Source organism: Lysinibacillus sp. S1 (assembly GCF_044986265.1).
Classification (GTDB): Bacteria; Bacillota; Bacilli; order Bacillales_A; family Planococcaceae; genus Lysinibacillus; species Lysinibacillus capsici.
The window spans coordinates 2,320,059-2,337,192 of record NZ_CP173154.1; the positions used below are offsets into that span (position 1 = coordinate 2,320,059).

Sequence of the window (17,134 nt, forward strand, 5' to 3'; positions counted from 1 at the left end):
CTGCACCCCCTATATTAGATTTTTTAAGTCCAATATTTTGGGTGCAGTTCACTAAATCCCCTAGGAGTGACGCTGGCTCCACTCCAATCAACCATTCTGCCAATTGTCTTTACTTTTTCATAGTAGCATAGTGATCAAATAGCCCATTATCAGAGGATGATGGGTGACAACACCTCTTCATAAAGAATAATGAACACCTTCACTATATTTGAAAACCGTTGCTAAAGATACAGGATTGGAGTAAAGGCTACTTGATACCTTTCAATTGACTGTTTTGTTTTTCTTATTATTTTATTGTTAATGTATCTAAAGGCTTGAAGTCATTTAACTGATAGCTTTTTATCTCGTTACGCGCTATTGTATACAGCGTATCATCTATATAGACAACACGTTGTACAACTTGCTCCCAATTTTCATAGGACTCATTATTATTACGATTGATTATATTTCCTTTCAATACTATCCCTTTCTCTGCAGTAATTTCATAAATTTGAGCACCTTGACCTTGATAGACAACTTCGTCTCCCTTACCTGCCTCATACAGTACTACAGGGAAGCCAAAATAGTTGTATTCCTTATTGCGGAATAGCGCTTTAGGATTGTATTGCACTTCAGAGGAAGAACCTTTCCCACCAATTTTTACGGTTGATTGTTCTTTCGGATTTCGGAAGTCTGATACATCGAATAGGGACATCTTCATATTGGTTGTCACAGTAAAATTACGTTTCGTATACGAATCATAGCGTTGCTCCGTATCATAACCAATACCAATTAAATGCGTATCATCTAATGGATGTAGGTAATTACTGAAGCCAGGAATCTTCAATTCCCCTAGTACAGCAGGCTTTTTCGGATTCGCTACATCAATGACAAATAGTGGATCCACTTGTTTAAATGTCACCACATATGCTTTTTCTCCCATAAATCTAGCTGAATATATCTTTTCTCCAGGCGCCATATCTTTTACTGCACCAAGCGGTTTTAAATGTTCATCCAAAATAAAGAGATGGTTATAGGAAGTACTTTTCTCATTCAACGTATTACCTTCTGTTGTAAAGATCCGGAAGTTCCCCTTATATTCATCCATTGAATACTGATTTAACACAGTTCCCTTTACTTCCGTACTTCCGACAAAGTTCAAAGTCGTTCCATCTACATTCCACTTGAAAATTTGAGTGTCGGCTGACCTCGGTAACCAAATCATATCCATAACGCGCTTTTCTGATGAAACATCAATACTACTTTCATACATTGGTGTCGTTAAATACAGGGCATTCTCTGACATATAAAGACCACTACTTCCACCTAAGTACCCTTTCGTATTGGCAGTTGTCTTAGCTCCATTTTTTAAATCGACAGCTGTAATTAAACTATAGGTACCATCCATCGTATTTGGTAAGATTGAGATTTTTTCTAAAGGCAGACTTTGGTACTCTGTTCCTGCCATACTATCAAATGTTTTAGGCTTTAAATCGGTTTTATTGTCTTCTTGTAGCATCCAGTAATTTGGATACATATTACCGATTAAATATAATGTGTCATTCGTTATGCGAATATCCTGCAAGAAGCCTTCTTGCCCAACATCACGTACATGCTTTGGATTGCTTGGATTTGAAATATCATAAATTGAGGCTGTTACCATAGCTGTGCCTGCTTTTTCAATATATTGATCCCCGATGGCAATTAATAGATTGTCATATAGGGCAAGCTTAGAAATATATTGGGAATGTTTTAATTTGATACTTGTAGCCATCTTTAAATTCTTAGGATCTTTAGCATTCACCACTGTAATGCTCTGATCTTTTGCAGTGTAAATAAAGTCATCTTTTACTACTACAATGTCACCCTCTTCTACCCCCTCTACTTGATTATTAGTTGTAGACTCATTATTAGCTGTTGCTTTATCTTCACTTGCTGTACTTTGTAAGCTCTCTTCTTCTCTAATTTCTACTCTTTGAGTTGTTAACAACTTTTTAAAATACTGCTGTAACTCTTTCTCCGATTTAACGGCTGTTAATGTCTCGATAATTGTAAATGGAATTGTCTGTGAAGCTACATTCAGTCCGCCTTGTGCAAAGGCCTCCTTTTTTACATGCAATTGATAATTACCTGGTGCTAACTTTTTCACTACTATCGTTTTTTGATCTTCCAACAATTCAATTGTTGCAGGTACTTTGCTTCCTTTTTCCGTAGTGATATAGACATATTCCTCAGTTATTTTGTTTTTCTTTAAAGCAACTGAAAAAGATGCTTGCCAGTTTTGTGTTGCCATACTTGCGCTAGCCGCCTTTGCCGTCACATCTGTATTCACTATCAATGTAAAAATTCCAGGCACGATAGCTAGAACGATAATCAGCATAATTGCGAACCATTTACTTTTCATCATTTTTCCTCTCCTTCATATACTTGTTTATTAATTAGACTAGTAAAAAAGAGGAAAGTTACATTTTTCTGAAATTTTCTAAGTAAGTTGAGGCACAATAAAAAACGAGAGGGAAACACTTCCCTCTCGTCTATTCTTCAAATGGCCATTTAGGCAACATATTTTTTAATGGCTTATCTTGTCGTCTTCCCAATACATAATCTGCCTGCATAATAGTATGAATTTCGCGAGTCCCTTCATAAATGACTGGTGCTTTGGAGTTTCTTAAATAACGGGCAACTGGATACTCGTCTGAATAGCCATAGGCTCCATGAATTTGGACCGCATCATCCGCAGCCTTATTCGCAAAATCACAAGACTGCCATTTTGCCAATGATGTCTCTCGAGTATTTCGAACACCTTTATTTTTCAATTCTCCAACACGATAGACAAGGAGACGACTCATTTGATAGCCTGCTTCCATATTAGCAATCATTCGTCCGACAAGCTGATGCTCACCAATAGGTTTACCAAATGTCTCTCGTTCATGACAGTATTTCACACTAGCCTCTATGCAAGCTTGGATCAAACCAACAGCACCTGCTGCTACTGTAAATCGACCATTATCTAGCGCAGACATGGCAATTTTGAAACCCTCGCCCTCTTCACCAAGTCGGTTTTCAATTGGCACGCGTAAATCTTCAAAAAAGAGCTCACCTGTATTACCAGCACGAATACCATATTTTCCTTTTATCGCTTTAGATGTAAAGCCAGCCATGGAACGTTCTACAATAAACGCACTAATTCCATGATGTTTTTTCGATTTGTCTGTATAGGCAAATACGATAAAGTGGTCTGCAATATCACATAAAGAGATCCACGTTTTTTGCCCATTGAGGATATAATGATCCCCATCACGGACAGCAGTTGTTGACATGGCAGCTACATCAGACCCAGCCCCTGGTTCTGTGAGACCAAAAGCTCCAATCCGTACACCTTTAGCTTGCGGAACAAGGTATCTCTGCTTTTGCTCTTCAGTCCCCCACTGCATTAAGGTCATGCTATTTAAACCTGTATGAACAGATACGGCTGTGCGAAATGCCGTATCTCCCCGTTCAAGCTCCTCACATACGATAGCAAGTGCATTATAATCCATGCCACTACCTCCGTATTGTTCAGGAACACAAACACCCATTAAGCCAAGCTCAGCAAGTCTGGACCAAATTTTAGCATCAAAGCCACCTTCAGCATCCCATTTTGCAATATAGGGAATGATTTCCTCATCAACAAACTGTCTTACTGTTTTTCTTAGCATTTCCTGCTCAGTGGACATTTCAAAGTTCATGGTCAGCACCTACCATTTCACAATCATAGCAGACTTATGTGATGTCTCTTTAATGACAACACCTCGTTTAGCCATCTCTTCAATATACGTATCACCTGGCACGATTGCTTCAGGCGGGAATACACCATGCTCTGTAATAACACCGGCACCAATCATCTGAGCAACAACTGAAATCGTATTTGCCGTAGCACGGGCCATAGCTGTTTCATTAATTGTCATATCTTTACGTACAACCATTTCATATTCATATGTCACCTGCTGTTGGGCCTTTTCACCTGCTACAATAACACGTAACAATACAGCATCAGGTTTTGAGCCCAATTCAAGCTTCTTTTTGAGTGCCTCTCGTACGACTGCACGAACAGGCACTTCTTGATTATCCACTTCTACCTTATTCGCAGAATCAAGGAAGCCTAAGTCTGCTAAAAGTTTAAATTTCTCAGCATGGCCTTTATAACGGATGGTTTTATATTCTAATGTGCGGACATTCGGGAATGTCTTATACAATGTGGAGATACCACCAGATGTATAAAATGCCTCAAGCACACCGAAATCATCAAAATAAATAGGTTCAACGCCTGATAGGGATGGAACTTCTTCAAGCTTGCCCTTCTGAATCGTTTTTGAAGGCTCAGTATAATGATCGAAAACGCCATCTAAAGAAAACACGCGTGTATAAAGAAGCGGAGGCTTTGGCTCAGTTGGAATACCACCAACAAATAGTTTAATAGATTCTACTTCGTCTAATTTTGAAGCACCATAGCCCGCTAGAATATTGATCATGCCGGGAGCAACACCTAGGTCAGGAATGATTGTAACACCTTTTGCCTTTGCTACCTCATGTAAATCTAATATCTTCTCTGTAACGCCACCGATATGACCACCTAAATCAACGGAATGGACGCCTGCCTCAATAGCTGCTCTTGCTACTCGTTCATTGAACGAATAAAACAATGCATTGACGGCAACATCCCCCTTCGAAATAACACTCATTAATGAATCGTCACGTTCTGCGTGTAGCTCTACCACTTCTACCTTATTTGTATCTAGCGTATCTACAAAGTCCTGTGCAACTTTTACATCGATATCACCTAAATACACACGCTCCACTTTATCGTTTTTTATTAAATCACGAGCTACCTCTTTCCCCATTAAACCTGCACCTAATACAACAACTTTCATCAAGAACATCCCCTTTCGTTGATCTGTTACTCTGTATCGATTTGTGCTCTTTGTAATTTACCGCTGTAGTCTACATAAATACTCTTCCACTCTGTGTATACATCTAGGGCTGCTACACCTGAATCACGGTGTCCATTTCCTGTCCCTTTAGTACCTCCGAATGGCAAATGGATTTCAGCACCTGTTGTGCCAGCATTTACATAAACAATACCTGTATCTAAATCACGTTGTGCGCGGAAAATTGTATTGACATCTTGGGAGAATATTGAGCTAGATAAGCCAAATTTCACACCATTATTTACTTCAATTGCTTCTTCCAAACTTGCCACTTCAATTAGAGATACGACTGGACCAAAGATTTCTTCTTGAGCAATAATCATGTCAGGCTTCACATTTGTAAACAATGTTGGCTCATAATAGAACCCTTTATCATAAGGTGGTTCATTTAGTATCCTGCCACCTGCTAATAATGTAGCACCCTCTTGTTTACCTATTTGTACATAGTGATTAATTTTTTCCAATGCTGCTTTATTAATCACTGGCCCGATTTTTACTCCCTCATCTAGACCATCCCCAATTGTGAGCTTTTGCATTTCATCTAAGAGACGTTTCTCTAATTGTTCTTTTACATCTTTATGCACAATGACTCGACTACATGCTGTACACCTTTGCCCAGCAGTACCAAATGCGCTCCATAAAATCCCTTCTGTAGCTAGCTGTAAATCAGCATCATTCATGACAATAACAGCATTTTTGCCACCCATCTCTAAAGAAACCTTTTTCAAATGCTTCCCGCCAAGCTCAGCTACTTTACTGCCCGTTGTTGTAGAACCTGTAAAAGAAATAACCTTGACGTCAGGATGTTCAATTAATGCTGTGCCTACTGTAGGTCCTGTACCAAATATGATATTAGCGACACCATCTGGTAAGCCTACTTCCTCAAAGATTTTACCCATTTCATAGGCCATCATTGGAGTCTCATTAGACGGTTTCCAAATGAATGTATTCCCTGCAACAACGGCAGGAAATGACTTCCATGTGGCGATAGCAACAGGGAAATTCCAAGGTGTAATGAGTGCTACAACGCCTATAGGTGCCCTTACACTCATAGCAAATTTATTGGCAAGCTCAGACGGTGTTGTTTCACCAAACAATCTACGTCCTTCACCAGCCATATAGTATGCCATATCAATTCCTTCTTGGACTTCTCCTCTAGCCTCTTCAATGACCTTGCCCATTTCTTTTGTTAAAACGGTCGCCAAATGTTCTTTTTTCTCTTTCATTTTTTGACCGATGGCATATAAATAATCTGCACGTTTTGGTGCTGGTATAAGTGCCCAGCTCTTTTGTGCTTGTTTAGCAACAGCTACAGCCTCGCCTACCTCATTCGAAGTAGAGCGTGGAATGGTGGCAAGCTGCTCACCGTTTGCAGGGTTCGTCACTGCTATACTTTGTAAATGTGAATGTGTGATCCATTTACCACCGATATAGTTTTTAATCTCCACTACATACACCCCCTGAAATACTCTATGATGCCTCAGCTGTTGTACCAGTCGTATTCCATAGGTATAAGTCTATGAATTTAACCAGAATCCATTTCGCCTTGGAATAATTGCGTCCGAGCAGTGGAATGTGCTTACACGTTTCACTATTCGTGACAGCTACCAGTGGCTTTATCTCCATACATCAATAGTTGCTCCCCACCAAAAGAAAAAATGTCTCATTAAGAATCTTGGAGTGAGCGGAGATAAAATATGTCAAAATTCCGAATTTTCAATATACACCACACCTTGTAATACTAGCATTTCAATAATAATCGGTGACAACTGCCAGAGGCTTCATTTCCACTTAACTTCCTTACCTCAATATAGAGGATGACTTCTAAATTTAGAAGCCTCTTAAGGTTATGTATATTCACAATACCCTTAGTTAAATGAAAATAAATAATAAACATTCTAGTTTTTTATATTCGACATTTTCTAACTAATTCCCTTTTTTTCTAAAATATTTAATTTTCTATTGAAACCAATGTAACTTATAATCGTATACAATATCATTAAATTTATTTTTGGAGGAATCCCTTTATGAATAATCATGAAATTGACTATAAGTTATTTGGTGACGACATGCAATATGTGCAAGTTGAGCTTGACCCTCAGGAAACAGTTGTTGCAGAAGCAGGAGCGTTAATGATGATGGATGATTCGATCCATATGGAAACTATTTTTGGTGACGGCTCACGAGGTGGCTCACAAAGTGGTCTAATGGGTAAATTATTAGGTGCCGGAAAACGCCTAATAACAGGTGAGAGTTTATTCATGACAACATTCACAAACGTTGGCTCAGGTAAGAAGCATGTTTATTTCGCATCACCATACCCAGGGAAGATTATTCCGATGGATTTAAGCCAATTAAACGGTAAAATTATCTGTCAAAAAGATGCATTCTTAGCTGCTGCTAAAGGGGTCTCTGTTGGCGTTGAATTTCAGAAAAAAATTGGAGTAGGCTTCTTCGGTGGTGAAGGCTTCATTATGCAAAAGCTAGAAGGTGACGGCATGGCATTTGTTCATGCAGGAGGAGCCATTCATGAAAAAACATTACAACCGGGTGAAGTTTTACGTGTGGATACAGGATGTCTTGTAGCAATGACATCCAATGTGGATTACGATATTGAAATGGTTGGAGGCGTAAAAACAGCCCTGTTTGGAGGCGAAGGAATCTTCTTTGCTACATTACGTGGTCCTGGAACAGTGTGGGTACAATCATTACCATTTAGCCGTTTAGCCAGTCGTGTCTTTGCAGCTGCACCTATTTCGCAAGGTGGAGGCGGTCAATCTAAAGGTGAAGGCGGTATCGGCGGCTTATTCGATTTATTCAATAGATAAAAAAATGGAGCATATCTTTCACCGATATGCTCCTCTTTTTAATCAATTCGATTGGATATTGCCTTGCCTTGTCCATAAGCAGTCAAAGCTTTTACATTTAACATTAGCATAGCCGTTCTCGTTTCTAATGACGCGCTACCGATATGTGGCAGAGCTACTACATTTGGAAGTGTTAATAAGGGATGATCCATCGCAATCGGCTCTTGTTCAAACACATCTAGTCCTGCAGCCCAAAGCTTCCCATTTTTAAGAACATCGTATAGCGCATCCTCATCAATAATTCCACCACGTGAGGCATTAATTAATACCGCATCTTCTTTCATCAAAGCAAGTTCCTTTGCACCAATGAGTCCTTCCGTATCACTATTATAAGGTGTCATAATCACAACAAAATCAGATTGCTTTAATAGATCCTCCAGCGAAACATACTGGAAGCCATACATTTCTTCTGCTTCATGACGACGTCTGCGATTATTATACAAGATTTTCATATCAAACCCTTTTGCTCTTCTAGCAACAGCTTGGCCAATTCTCCCCATGCCAATAATGCCAATTGTGGCTCCTGAAACATCCTTGCCAACCAGTTGCATTGGATACCAGCTTTTCCATTTGCCCTCACGTAAATATCTTTCACTTTCTGGAATTCTACGAGCAGTTGCAAGCAGTAAGCCAAATACTAAATCCGCAGTTGTATTAGTTAAAACTCCAGGCGTATTTGTCGCCATAATGCCTCGTTTTTTTAAAGCCTTCACATCGATATTATTATATCCAACTGCTAAATTCGTCACTAATTTTAAGTTGGGTGCATGCGAAAGTAATTCTTCATCTACTTGGTCAGCTATCGTTACCCACAGTACCTCACAGTCAGCGACAGCTGCGAGCAATTTTTCACGTGGAATCACAATTTCTTCCTCATCCCATTGTGAGATTTCATAAAACTCCTGTAGCAGTTCAACAATATGTGTAGGAAACTTACGTGTTATAAATAATTTCTTTTTCATGCTCCAAACACCCCTCTACTCAATTCCCTAATTCGCCTATAGCGTAACACTTAAAACAAGCATTTTCTAGGGTTTTGTAATCTTCCTCTTTCTATAAAATTTGCTATTAGCTAATTCATCAGCCTCTTAGTTGATTTATCCATAAAATAAGACCTTTTATCCTAATTCACATACTAAAAAACTATGCATAGATAGTATGCATAGCTATATTTCTTTTAAAACTCTCTTATTGTTGTATTTAAGCGATTAGCCACCCTCGCTAATTCTTCCGAAGATTCACCAATCGATTCAATAATAGTAGCTAATTCAGATACTTGATTATCGACTTTTTGGAAATTTGAGATCGAAACTTCTACAGAACCCGAAATCGCATCAAAAGCTTTTAGAGATTCAGCATTACGTTCGATACTACTATTTACAAGCTCCTGTATGTTCTGAATTGCTTGTACAACTTGTGTTGTGATACCATTTGACGTCATGATTAACTCAGCAATCTGTTCAACAGAGCTTTTCGTTTGATCCGCAAGCTTGCGTACTTCGTTTGCAACAACTGCAAAGCCTTTACCATGCTCACCGGCACGTGCCGCCTCAATTGCAGAGTTTAACGCAAGTAAATTTGTTTGCCCAGAAATACTTTTCACAATTTCTACAACGGCATTTATTTTCGAAGAGGATGCATCTAATTGCTCCACCATATTTGCCATTTCAACGGTCTTATGATGAATCTTCCCTGTTTGTTCATTAATAGATATTATTTTAGTATAGCCTTCATTAGACACTTTTTGCATTGATCCTGCTTCATACATACTTTCCTTCAAAGAAGCGTTGACACGCTTTGCGCTATATACAAGTTCTGTTACTGTTTCAGTTGTAGTTTGTGATTGAACCTCTAATTGTGTAGAAACTCCGCCGATAACATCCTTTACATGGTCCCTAACATTATTGCGTTGTGTTTCAATTAGTATACTTGCATAGCTATCGTATTCTTCTAAAACGATTTGTTGTTCAAAATTACATATTTTACTGATAGCATCACAAAACTTCTCTTCTTCGCCCTTTGGTAATCGTAGTTCATAGACTATTTTGCGAAGTGATTTCTCAAGTATTTGAAAAGCAGCTAAATACCACTTCGGATATAAATTAATCTTTACATGCATTTTGGCCACACGTCTTCGCTTTTCTAAAAAGGCTTCATCTATTCTCCCCTCAAACATTTCAATAATATGGTGACGTAATGTCTGTCGTAAACGTTCGCTGGAGCTATGTGATTGAATAACCTTTTGTAAGGCAGGAACACTTTCTATTGCATGATAAAATGCCGCTACCACTTCTACTACATTTCTTTCTACATATGGTTTTAAACTATTAATCAGCTGAAGATCATGCACACTTAACCCTACAAGATTTAATTGTAGTAAACGGTCTGGATCTTCTATAAAAATACCGATTGTTGTTTCATTGCTTATTTCAATTGTATTTTTCTTAGATCTATTGATAAGTTGAAACATTTTCTCCACCTCATATATTTAATCATATATCTTAATAAGTCTATATTCCTACTTTTTATAAAAAAACAACAAATAATTAGACACTTTATGTATCAATTATAATCTCAAAACATCTAAATGAACAATATGTAGGTAAATGTTGTCTAATATTATTATAATTCGCTATTAATTTATGCTTTAACATGATTCTTTATACTCATTTTCTATCAATTTATTGAAAAAATGGATATATGATTCAATAATCTTAACGCAAAAAAAGCCACTGCTTCTTGAAGAAGAAGCGTGACTTATTGTTTACATGAAAATGATAACGCAAAGAACTGCTGCTAAAACTAAACGATAAATGGCAAAAGGCATTAATTTTACCTTTGAAATAAGCGCTAAGAAAAACTTAATGGACAATAATGCAAAGACGAACGAACTAATGAATCCTACAGCATAAAAGCCAAAATAGTCCATTGATAAAGTATCCCAGTTTTTCAAAACGGATACGAGGCTAGCTCCTGCCATGATTGGCACAGCCATAATGAATGTAAAATCGGCTGCAACACGGTGACTCATACCAAATAGTACCCCACCCGAAATCGTTGCACCTGAACGAGAAAAACCTGGCCATAGTGATAGGCATTGTACAAGTCCTACCTTAAATGCTAAACCATAAGAAATCTTATCTAAAGAATCAACTTTTGGTTTTCTCGGTGCCAACTTATCTGCAGCAATCATCAGAATTGCTCCTGCCACTAGTGCATAAACAACATGCTCTACTTTAAAAAGATGGTCGTCAATAAAATCCTTGAATGCAAAACCTAAGACAACTGCTGGTAGCATACCAACAATAACATGCAATAAGTTAAAGCGGCCATTTATGGACTTAGCTTGACCTTCAATTTTATATAAACCAACTAAGCTTAGCATACGTTTCCACATAACTACGATAACCGCTAATATGGAACCAAGTTGTACAACAATTTTAAATGTGTTGGCAGGATATTTCCCTAAAAACTCCTCAGTCTTTAACCACATATCATCCACGATAATCATATGTCCCGTAGAAGATACTGGTGCAAATTCTGTCATACCCTCGACAAAGCCTAATATTAATGCTTTTAATAACTCTATAATTTCCACCATGTCACCTTACCTTTTTTAATCAAATACCCACTTATTATAAAATACTACGTTTTTATATACTACTGCCTTTTCACCTAAGAAGCCGATTGTTAGATTATCACATACTATTTAAATGTTATATCTACTACCCAAAGCTCTGATCTACTGCCAATTCGCATCGGTGGGCCCCAGAAGCCATAGCCTGATGAAACAAGTGTATGCATCTGTTCCTTCAACTTATAACCATAATCCAGTTCAAATACACGAGCTGTTATATACTGATTCGGCCACAGCTGTCCCTTGTGTGTATGACCAGACATATGTAAATCAACGCCCATTTGGGAAGGCGTGTTTAAATCGTCAGGTGTATGATTCATTACAAGCCATGGTAAATTAGCAGAAGGCTTTAGCACCTCAAGTGGTTTTCTTTCTTTATTCGTTCTGTCCTCTTGCCCTGTTAATATAAACGCATCTTCTATAAGAATTGTTTCATCTAGGAGCATTTTCACATTGGCATTTTCCATTTCCTTAATAAATTCAGGAATTTTTTTGCCATAATATTCATGGTTACCTAATATACCATATGTTCCATATGTAGATGTTAATTGTTTCATGACATCTGCCATACCCTCTTGAACAAACCATTTAGGGTCATCGTCCACAATATCCCCAGCTAACAACACAATATCTGGTTGTGCTTCATTAGCTAAGCTGACAAAACGTTGTAAATGTCGTTTATGTGATAAAACACCTAAGTGAAAATCAGATGCTACAACAGCTCTTAGTGTGTTTAAGTCACTATCTTGTTTATCAACAGTTATTTCTAAATGACGAACAACTGGAGAGTAGGCTAAATAGGAGCCAATGATACTTAACAAGAATAGGATAGCTACTGCTATACTACCTATTATTTGCACGTTTTTAAAAGGTGTAAGCCAAATAATGAATTGTGCAACTAAACATAGCAATAAGCCATATTCAAAGATAAACATCCAATAATTACTGATTACAGAAAACACACGTAATGACTCGTGTAATCTTCCGATTATAATACTAAAAGCAACCATATACAGCACGATCCAAAATAATACTGGAAAACGAAACCACCCCATTGCTACAAGCCACTGCTTTACTCCCCACCCTAAATAGAAAGTCAAAGCACTATAAATACTAATTAAAAGAACAGCGCCGATTACTTTTGGCATAACCAAGTCCTCTACTTTCTTTCTATAATTTAATTGATTATACCATTATACTTATCAATCATATTGCTTAAAGCACTTGAATAATCTTCTAAAGAAAGTAGGAACTTGTCCAAATTTAAGTTTACCTTTTCATTTCATTCGTTACTCTCGTTTTACATGACATTTCACTGTATATAGATGACATTTTCGTCATTTACATACTAAACGCTACTTTTATTTTCTCATTTCTTCCAGTAACATAGTAGGTGAACGAGCAAATTCGCGTATTTACGAAGAAAAAGGGGTGCTATTTCAAATGACACGTTATAAATTTGAAACAACAGAGCATGAATTATTTCGCAAAACCTTTCGTAAGTTTTTAGCTGAAGAAGCTGAACCGCATTATGCCCAGTGGGAAAAAGATCATCTTATTCCGCTTTCTTTTTGGCGTAAGCTTGGCGATATGGGCTATCTTTGTCCACAAGTAGAAGAACAATATGGCGGGCTGGGCTTGGATTTCAGCTTTGGCGTCATCATACAAGAAGAACTTGAACGTATAGGCTCAAGTCTTATCGGGGTTGGCCTGCATAATGATATTGTTGTTCCATATATCGAAGCATATGGGACACACGAACAAAAATCTCGTTGGCTTCCAAAATGTGTTACAGGCGACTATATAACAGCTATTGCAATGACGGAGCCAGGTACAGGTTCAGACTTGGCTAATATCAAAACGTCAGCCATTCGCGATGGGGACCATTATATTGTAAATGGTCAAAAAACCTTTATAACAAATGGCATCCATACAAACTTAGCGGTTGTTGCAGTAAAAACAAATCCTCAGGCTGAGAAAAAACATCGTGGTATTAGCCTACTTGTTATTGAAGAGGGCACACCTGGCTTTACAAAAGGAAGACAGCTCGAAAAAGTTGGTATGCATGCCCAAGATACAGCTGAACTCTATTTTGAAGATTGTCGAGTGCCTGTTCAAAACCTACTTGGCGAAGAAGGCAAGGGCTTTCATTATATGATGGAAAAACTGCAGCAAGAGCGATTAGCAGTAGCGATTGCCGCACAAACAGCCGCTGAGGATATGCTTACACTAACGCTAGACTATGTGAAATCACGTCAGGCTTTTGGCAAAACAATTGGTGACTTCCAAAATACACAATTTAAAATAGCTGAAATGGCTACTAAAATCGAGCTTGGTAAATCCTTTTTGGAATCATTGATTGAAGAGCATATTGCAGGCAATGATGTTGTGACAAAAGTTTCTATGGCAAAATACTGGATTACCGAAAATGCACGTGACCTTGCTACGCAATGTATGCAATTGCATGGTGGCTATGGCTATATGGAGGAATATAAGATTGCTAGAAGATATAGAGATATACCTGTTATGTCGATCTATGCTGGTACTAATGAAGTCATGAAGGTTATTATCGCCAAAAATTTAGGCCTATAATAAAAAAGGCGGCAGAAGTTTGCCGCCTTTTTACCATTAAACTGCTGGAATTCGAACGATTACTTTAAATAAATCACCATCTACATCAATGCTCATTCTTGCTCCATGTAAATCGACAATGGATTGTGCAATGGCTAATCCAAGCCCTGAGCCCTCTGTATGACGTGAGGCATCTGCACGTTTAAAGCGTTCAAATAATTCCTCAGCATCTTCACTAATTTCATACTTTGCTACATTTTTCACCGTAAATTCAGCATCGCCATCTGCCGTACGCTTAAATGTCACATAAACACGCGTTCCCTCTAGCGCATACTTCAAAACATTGACAATTAAATTATCAATAAGTCTCCACCATTTTTGACCATCCACATATGCAAAGATTGGATCATGAGGCATGGTCATTCGTAAATCTAGTTGTGACTGTGTTAAATCCTCTTTATGCTCCCCTACAGCTTGTTGGATAAGCTGTGTTAAATCTACTCGACTGCGGTGAAGTTCAATATTACCACTAGCCATTTTCGATACTTCAAAAAGGTCTTCAATCAGCACTTTTAAACGTTCAGACTTTTTATCTAGTATATGAATGTATTGTTTCCGTTCTTCCTCTGTAATATTTGGCTTCTTCAGTAAATCGGTATACGTAATTATAGAGGTTAAAGGAGTACGTAAATCATGACTCACATTTGTAATCAGCTCTGTTTTTAACCGCTCACTTTTCGCCTGCTCATGCATGGACGTACGCACACCTTCTCGTAAATGATTGAGGTTTTCTGCATGACCTGAAAGCGGAGATTTACCTTTTACCTTTACATCACGATTTAAACGTCCTTCAGCCATATCCTTCGTATCTTTCATAATACGGTTTAAATAACCCATTCTTGATAGGAAAACAATCATAGCAGGAAATCCTATAAACATACAAATGCCAAGTACAAGGACCGGAAAAGCTCCGCCTCCTATCATGGTAGCAACAAGGCTACCACCTCCAAAGAAGGCTGCGGCTAGCATTACAATTGAATGTAATGCGATCGAACGATTAATAAATAAGTCAGTCAACGAATCCCCAAGTGACCATAAATAGCTCGATTTCACATTTTCCTCTAGCTTTTTCAAAGTATTTACTCTTGTATACAACCAAATTAATTGCACGAAGAAAGCACTACCAATTACCATTAAAACAACTATTTTAAAGCCAATATCGAGTATAAAACGGACATAATTATAATTATAAACAGAATTATATTCAATAGATTCAAAAACAACCTGGGCTGAAATGAAATACATAAGGCTCGTTATTAACAAAAGAATAATTTGTACATCGATTTTATACTTTGTTAAAAGATCTTTTTCCTTCATACTCGTAACTATCTGTAATAAGTCTTTACGCCCCCTCCATACAAAGACGGCCATTAAAATACTTGTGAGCCAAATAAAGTAATGAGTATATTGATTGCGTTGAAACTGTTGAAATTGTTGATACCCTCCCTGTATAACATCTTCTGACATAGCTGCTTTTTTTGAAATAGCTATTACACCTGTATATTCAGCTGTTTCGTAAAGATCATCTACATTCACGTATGTTTCGGTATTGTAAAAAATATCTCTTAAATTCTCACTGATATTCCATGCATATAGCGGTTTTCGATCAGTATACTTAATTTTATAGGCACTACTTTCGGTAACATCACCTGCACGGTACGTTTTACCAGTTTCTGTATTGGTCAACTCATAAGACCAATAGTCATAGTTTTTTCCAAAGTTTTTGGATTCACCTTTTGCTGCTTTAATATATTTATCAATGAGGGCTTCCTTTTCAGCAAGAATCTTTTTTCTTACATGCTCATCATCTTCAAAATTTGCTGTAATATCTTTAATTTTATTATCACGTTCAGACACTAGCTTTGTCTTTAATTCTGTTGCATTGGCATCTATAGCTTCCTGAATACGTTGTTCGTATTGTGCCTTAATATTATCGATTTGCTGTCCTAATGTACCATAATAATTACGATGATCTTCTATTTCAGTTTGAGTAATCTCAATTTTATTTTTCAATTCCTCTGCATTTGGTACATTAATTACTAACGGTCCTAGTTCTGCCGTGAAATTATCGATTTCATGTTGGAAATTTTCCGAATCAAAATATGATTTACCAATATACTGATAGCCCACATTATAAAAAGTAAAGACTCCGAAAATTGTCCAGATTAAACACATTAATACGAGAAGAGATTTCCATTTTTTTATCATCCCTTTTTACACTCCTCTAAAAAATTCTTTCTAACAATTGTAAAACCTCTGAGGAGCGAGAATCGACGATTTGATAGGCATAAATTCCAAAATAGATAAGCCCAATAACACCTGCAATAAATCCAGCAATAGTCATATACTTCTCTAATTTATTTTTCCATTTTATAGCCAACGCCCCATACCACCTTTAGATAGCGTGGATTTTTCGGATCAGCTTCAATTTTCTCACGTATTTTCCGAATGTGAACAGCTACAATATTTTCAGCATTATAAGCTTCCTCATTCCAAACACGTTCATAAATTTCACGAATCGAAAACACACGCCCTGCATTTTTCATTAATAGTTCTGTAATTTTATATTCTATCGGGGTTAGTCGAACTGGTTCTCCTTCTAGTACAACCTCTTTTGCCTCTTCATCAAGAATAAGTCCGTCTATTTCCACTTTTGTAGCTCCCTCACTATACGTTCCTAGCTGAACATAACGGCGCAGCTGGGATTTTACACGTGCCAACAGCTCTAATGGATGAAATGGCTTTGTTACATAATCATCTGCTCCAACCGATAATCCATGAATCTTATCGCCATCCTCCGCCTTTGCACTCAGCATGATAATGGGAATATTGCGCTCTTCCCTAATTTTAAAGGTTGCTGTAATTCCATCCATATTTGGCATCATGATATCTAAAATTATTAAATGTACTTCATTGTTCTCTAGCTTTTTTAATGCATCTAAGCCATCTGCTGCTTTAATAACATGATAGCCTTCATTTTTTAAATAGATTTCAATACCATCACGAATATCTTGATCGTCATCTGTAACAAGAACTGTTAATTTCGTCATGAT

General features: G+C 37.5%; 13 protein-coding genes. 2 read left to right on the forward strand and 11 right to left on the reverse strand.

Features of this window, described 5'->3' with window-relative positions:
- Positions 1-286: 286 nt before the first annotated feature.
- From ACHZEU_RS11585 to ACHZEU_RS11600, 4 genes are all read right to left on the reverse strand, one after another.
- Positions 287-2,383: a beta-propeller domain-containing protein gene (locus ACHZEU_RS11585; protein WP_259955546.1), complete on the reverse strand. Its 2,097-nt coding sequence runs from the start codon at positions 2,381-2,383 to the stop codon at positions 287-289.
- A 130-nt stretch (positions 2,384-2,513) separates the two neighbouring features.
- Positions 2,514-3,707, reverse strand: coding sequence for an acyl-CoA dehydrogenase family protein (locus tag ACHZEU_RS11590; protein WP_048393298.1), 1,194 nt, complete (start codon positions 3,705-3,707; stop codon positions 2,514-2,516).
- 9 nt (positions 3,708-3,716) lie between these two features.
- Positions 3,717-4,889, reverse strand: a complete 1,173-nt coding sequence (locus ACHZEU_RS11595) for a saccharopine dehydrogenase family protein (protein WP_279493762.1) — start codon at positions 4,887-4,889, stop codon at positions 3,717-3,719.
- Positions 4,890-4,915: 26 nt separating this feature from the next.
- Positions 4,916-6,394: an aldehyde dehydrogenase family protein gene (locus tag ACHZEU_RS11600; protein WP_279493761.1), complete on the reverse strand. Its 1,479-nt coding sequence runs from the start codon at positions 6,392-6,394 to the stop codon at positions 4,916-4,918.
- A 579-nt stretch (positions 6,395-6,973) separates the two neighbouring features.
- On the opposite strand from ACHZEU_RS11600, the gene ACHZEU_RS11605 reads away from it, so the two are divergent.
- Complete coding sequence (locus tag ACHZEU_RS11605) at positions 6,974-7,774, forward strand: TIGR00266 family protein (RefSeq protein WP_004229711.1); 801 nt, start codon at positions 6,974-6,976, stop codon at positions 7,772-7,774.
- 38 nt (positions 7,775-7,812) lie between these two features.
- Here ACHZEU_RS11605 and ACHZEU_RS11610 read toward each other — a convergent pair whose 3' ends face one another.
- From ACHZEU_RS11610 to ACHZEU_RS11625, 4 genes are all read right to left on the reverse strand, one after another.
- Entirely contained in the window at positions 7,813-8,775 is a 963-nt protein-coding gene (locus tag ACHZEU_RS11610) for a D-glycerate dehydrogenase (RefSeq protein WP_004229713.1), read from the reverse strand.
- Between the two features lie 215 nt (positions 8,776-8,990).
- Positions 8,991-10,283, reverse strand: coding sequence for a globin-coupled sensor protein (locus ACHZEU_RS11615; RefSeq protein WP_279493760.1), 1,293 nt, complete (start codon positions 10,281-10,283; stop codon positions 8,991-8,993).
- A 294-nt stretch (positions 10,284-10,577) separates the two neighbouring features.
- Positions 10,578-11,414, reverse strand: a complete 837-nt coding sequence (locus ACHZEU_RS11620; RefSeq protein ID WP_175400802.1) for an undecaprenyl-diphosphate phosphatase — start codon at positions 11,412-11,414, stop codon at positions 10,578-10,580.
- A gap of 104 nt (positions 11,415-11,518) precedes the next feature.
- Positions 11,519-12,598 carry a metallophosphoesterase gene (locus ACHZEU_RS11625; RefSeq protein ID WP_066038436.1) on the reverse strand — a complete coding sequence of 360 codons (1,080 nt, stop codon included), beginning with the start codon at positions 12,596-12,598 and terminating at the stop codon, positions 11,519-11,521.
- Positions 12,599-12,893: 295 nt separating this feature from the next.
- Here ACHZEU_RS11625 and ACHZEU_RS11630 point away from each other — a divergent pair, with 295 nt between their 5' ends.
- Complete coding sequence (locus tag ACHZEU_RS11630; RefSeq protein ID WP_004229727.1) at positions 12,894-14,042, forward strand: acyl-CoA dehydrogenase family protein; 1,149 nt, start codon at positions 12,894-12,896, stop codon at positions 14,040-14,042.
- A 36-nt stretch (positions 14,043-14,078) separates the two neighbouring features.
- Here ACHZEU_RS11630 and ACHZEU_RS11635 read toward each other — a convergent pair whose 3' ends face one another.
- The 3 genes from ACHZEU_RS11635 to ACHZEU_RS11645 are packed head-to-tail and all read right to left on the reverse strand — an operon-like array spanning position 14,079 to position 17,131.
- A complete protein-coding gene (locus tag ACHZEU_RS11635; RefSeq protein ID WP_279493756.1) occupies positions 14,079-16,289 on the reverse strand; it encodes a HAMP domain-containing sensor histidine kinase in 2,211 nt (736 codons plus the stop codon).
- Positions 16,290-16,305: 16 nt separating this feature from the next.
- Positions 16,306-16,461, reverse strand: a complete 156-nt coding sequence (locus ACHZEU_RS11640; RefSeq protein ID WP_155483369.1) for a hypothetical protein — start codon at positions 16,459-16,461, stop codon at positions 16,306-16,308.
- Positions 16,439-17,131 (reverse strand): response regulator transcription factor, encoded by a 693-nt coding sequence (locus ACHZEU_RS11645; protein WP_048393287.1) that lies wholly within the window; start codon positions 17,129-17,131, stop codon positions 16,439-16,441. The genes ACHZEU_RS11640 and ACHZEU_RS11645 overlap by 23 nt, the downstream gene beginning before the upstream one ends.
- Between the last annotated feature and the right edge of the window lie 3 nt (positions 17,132-17,134).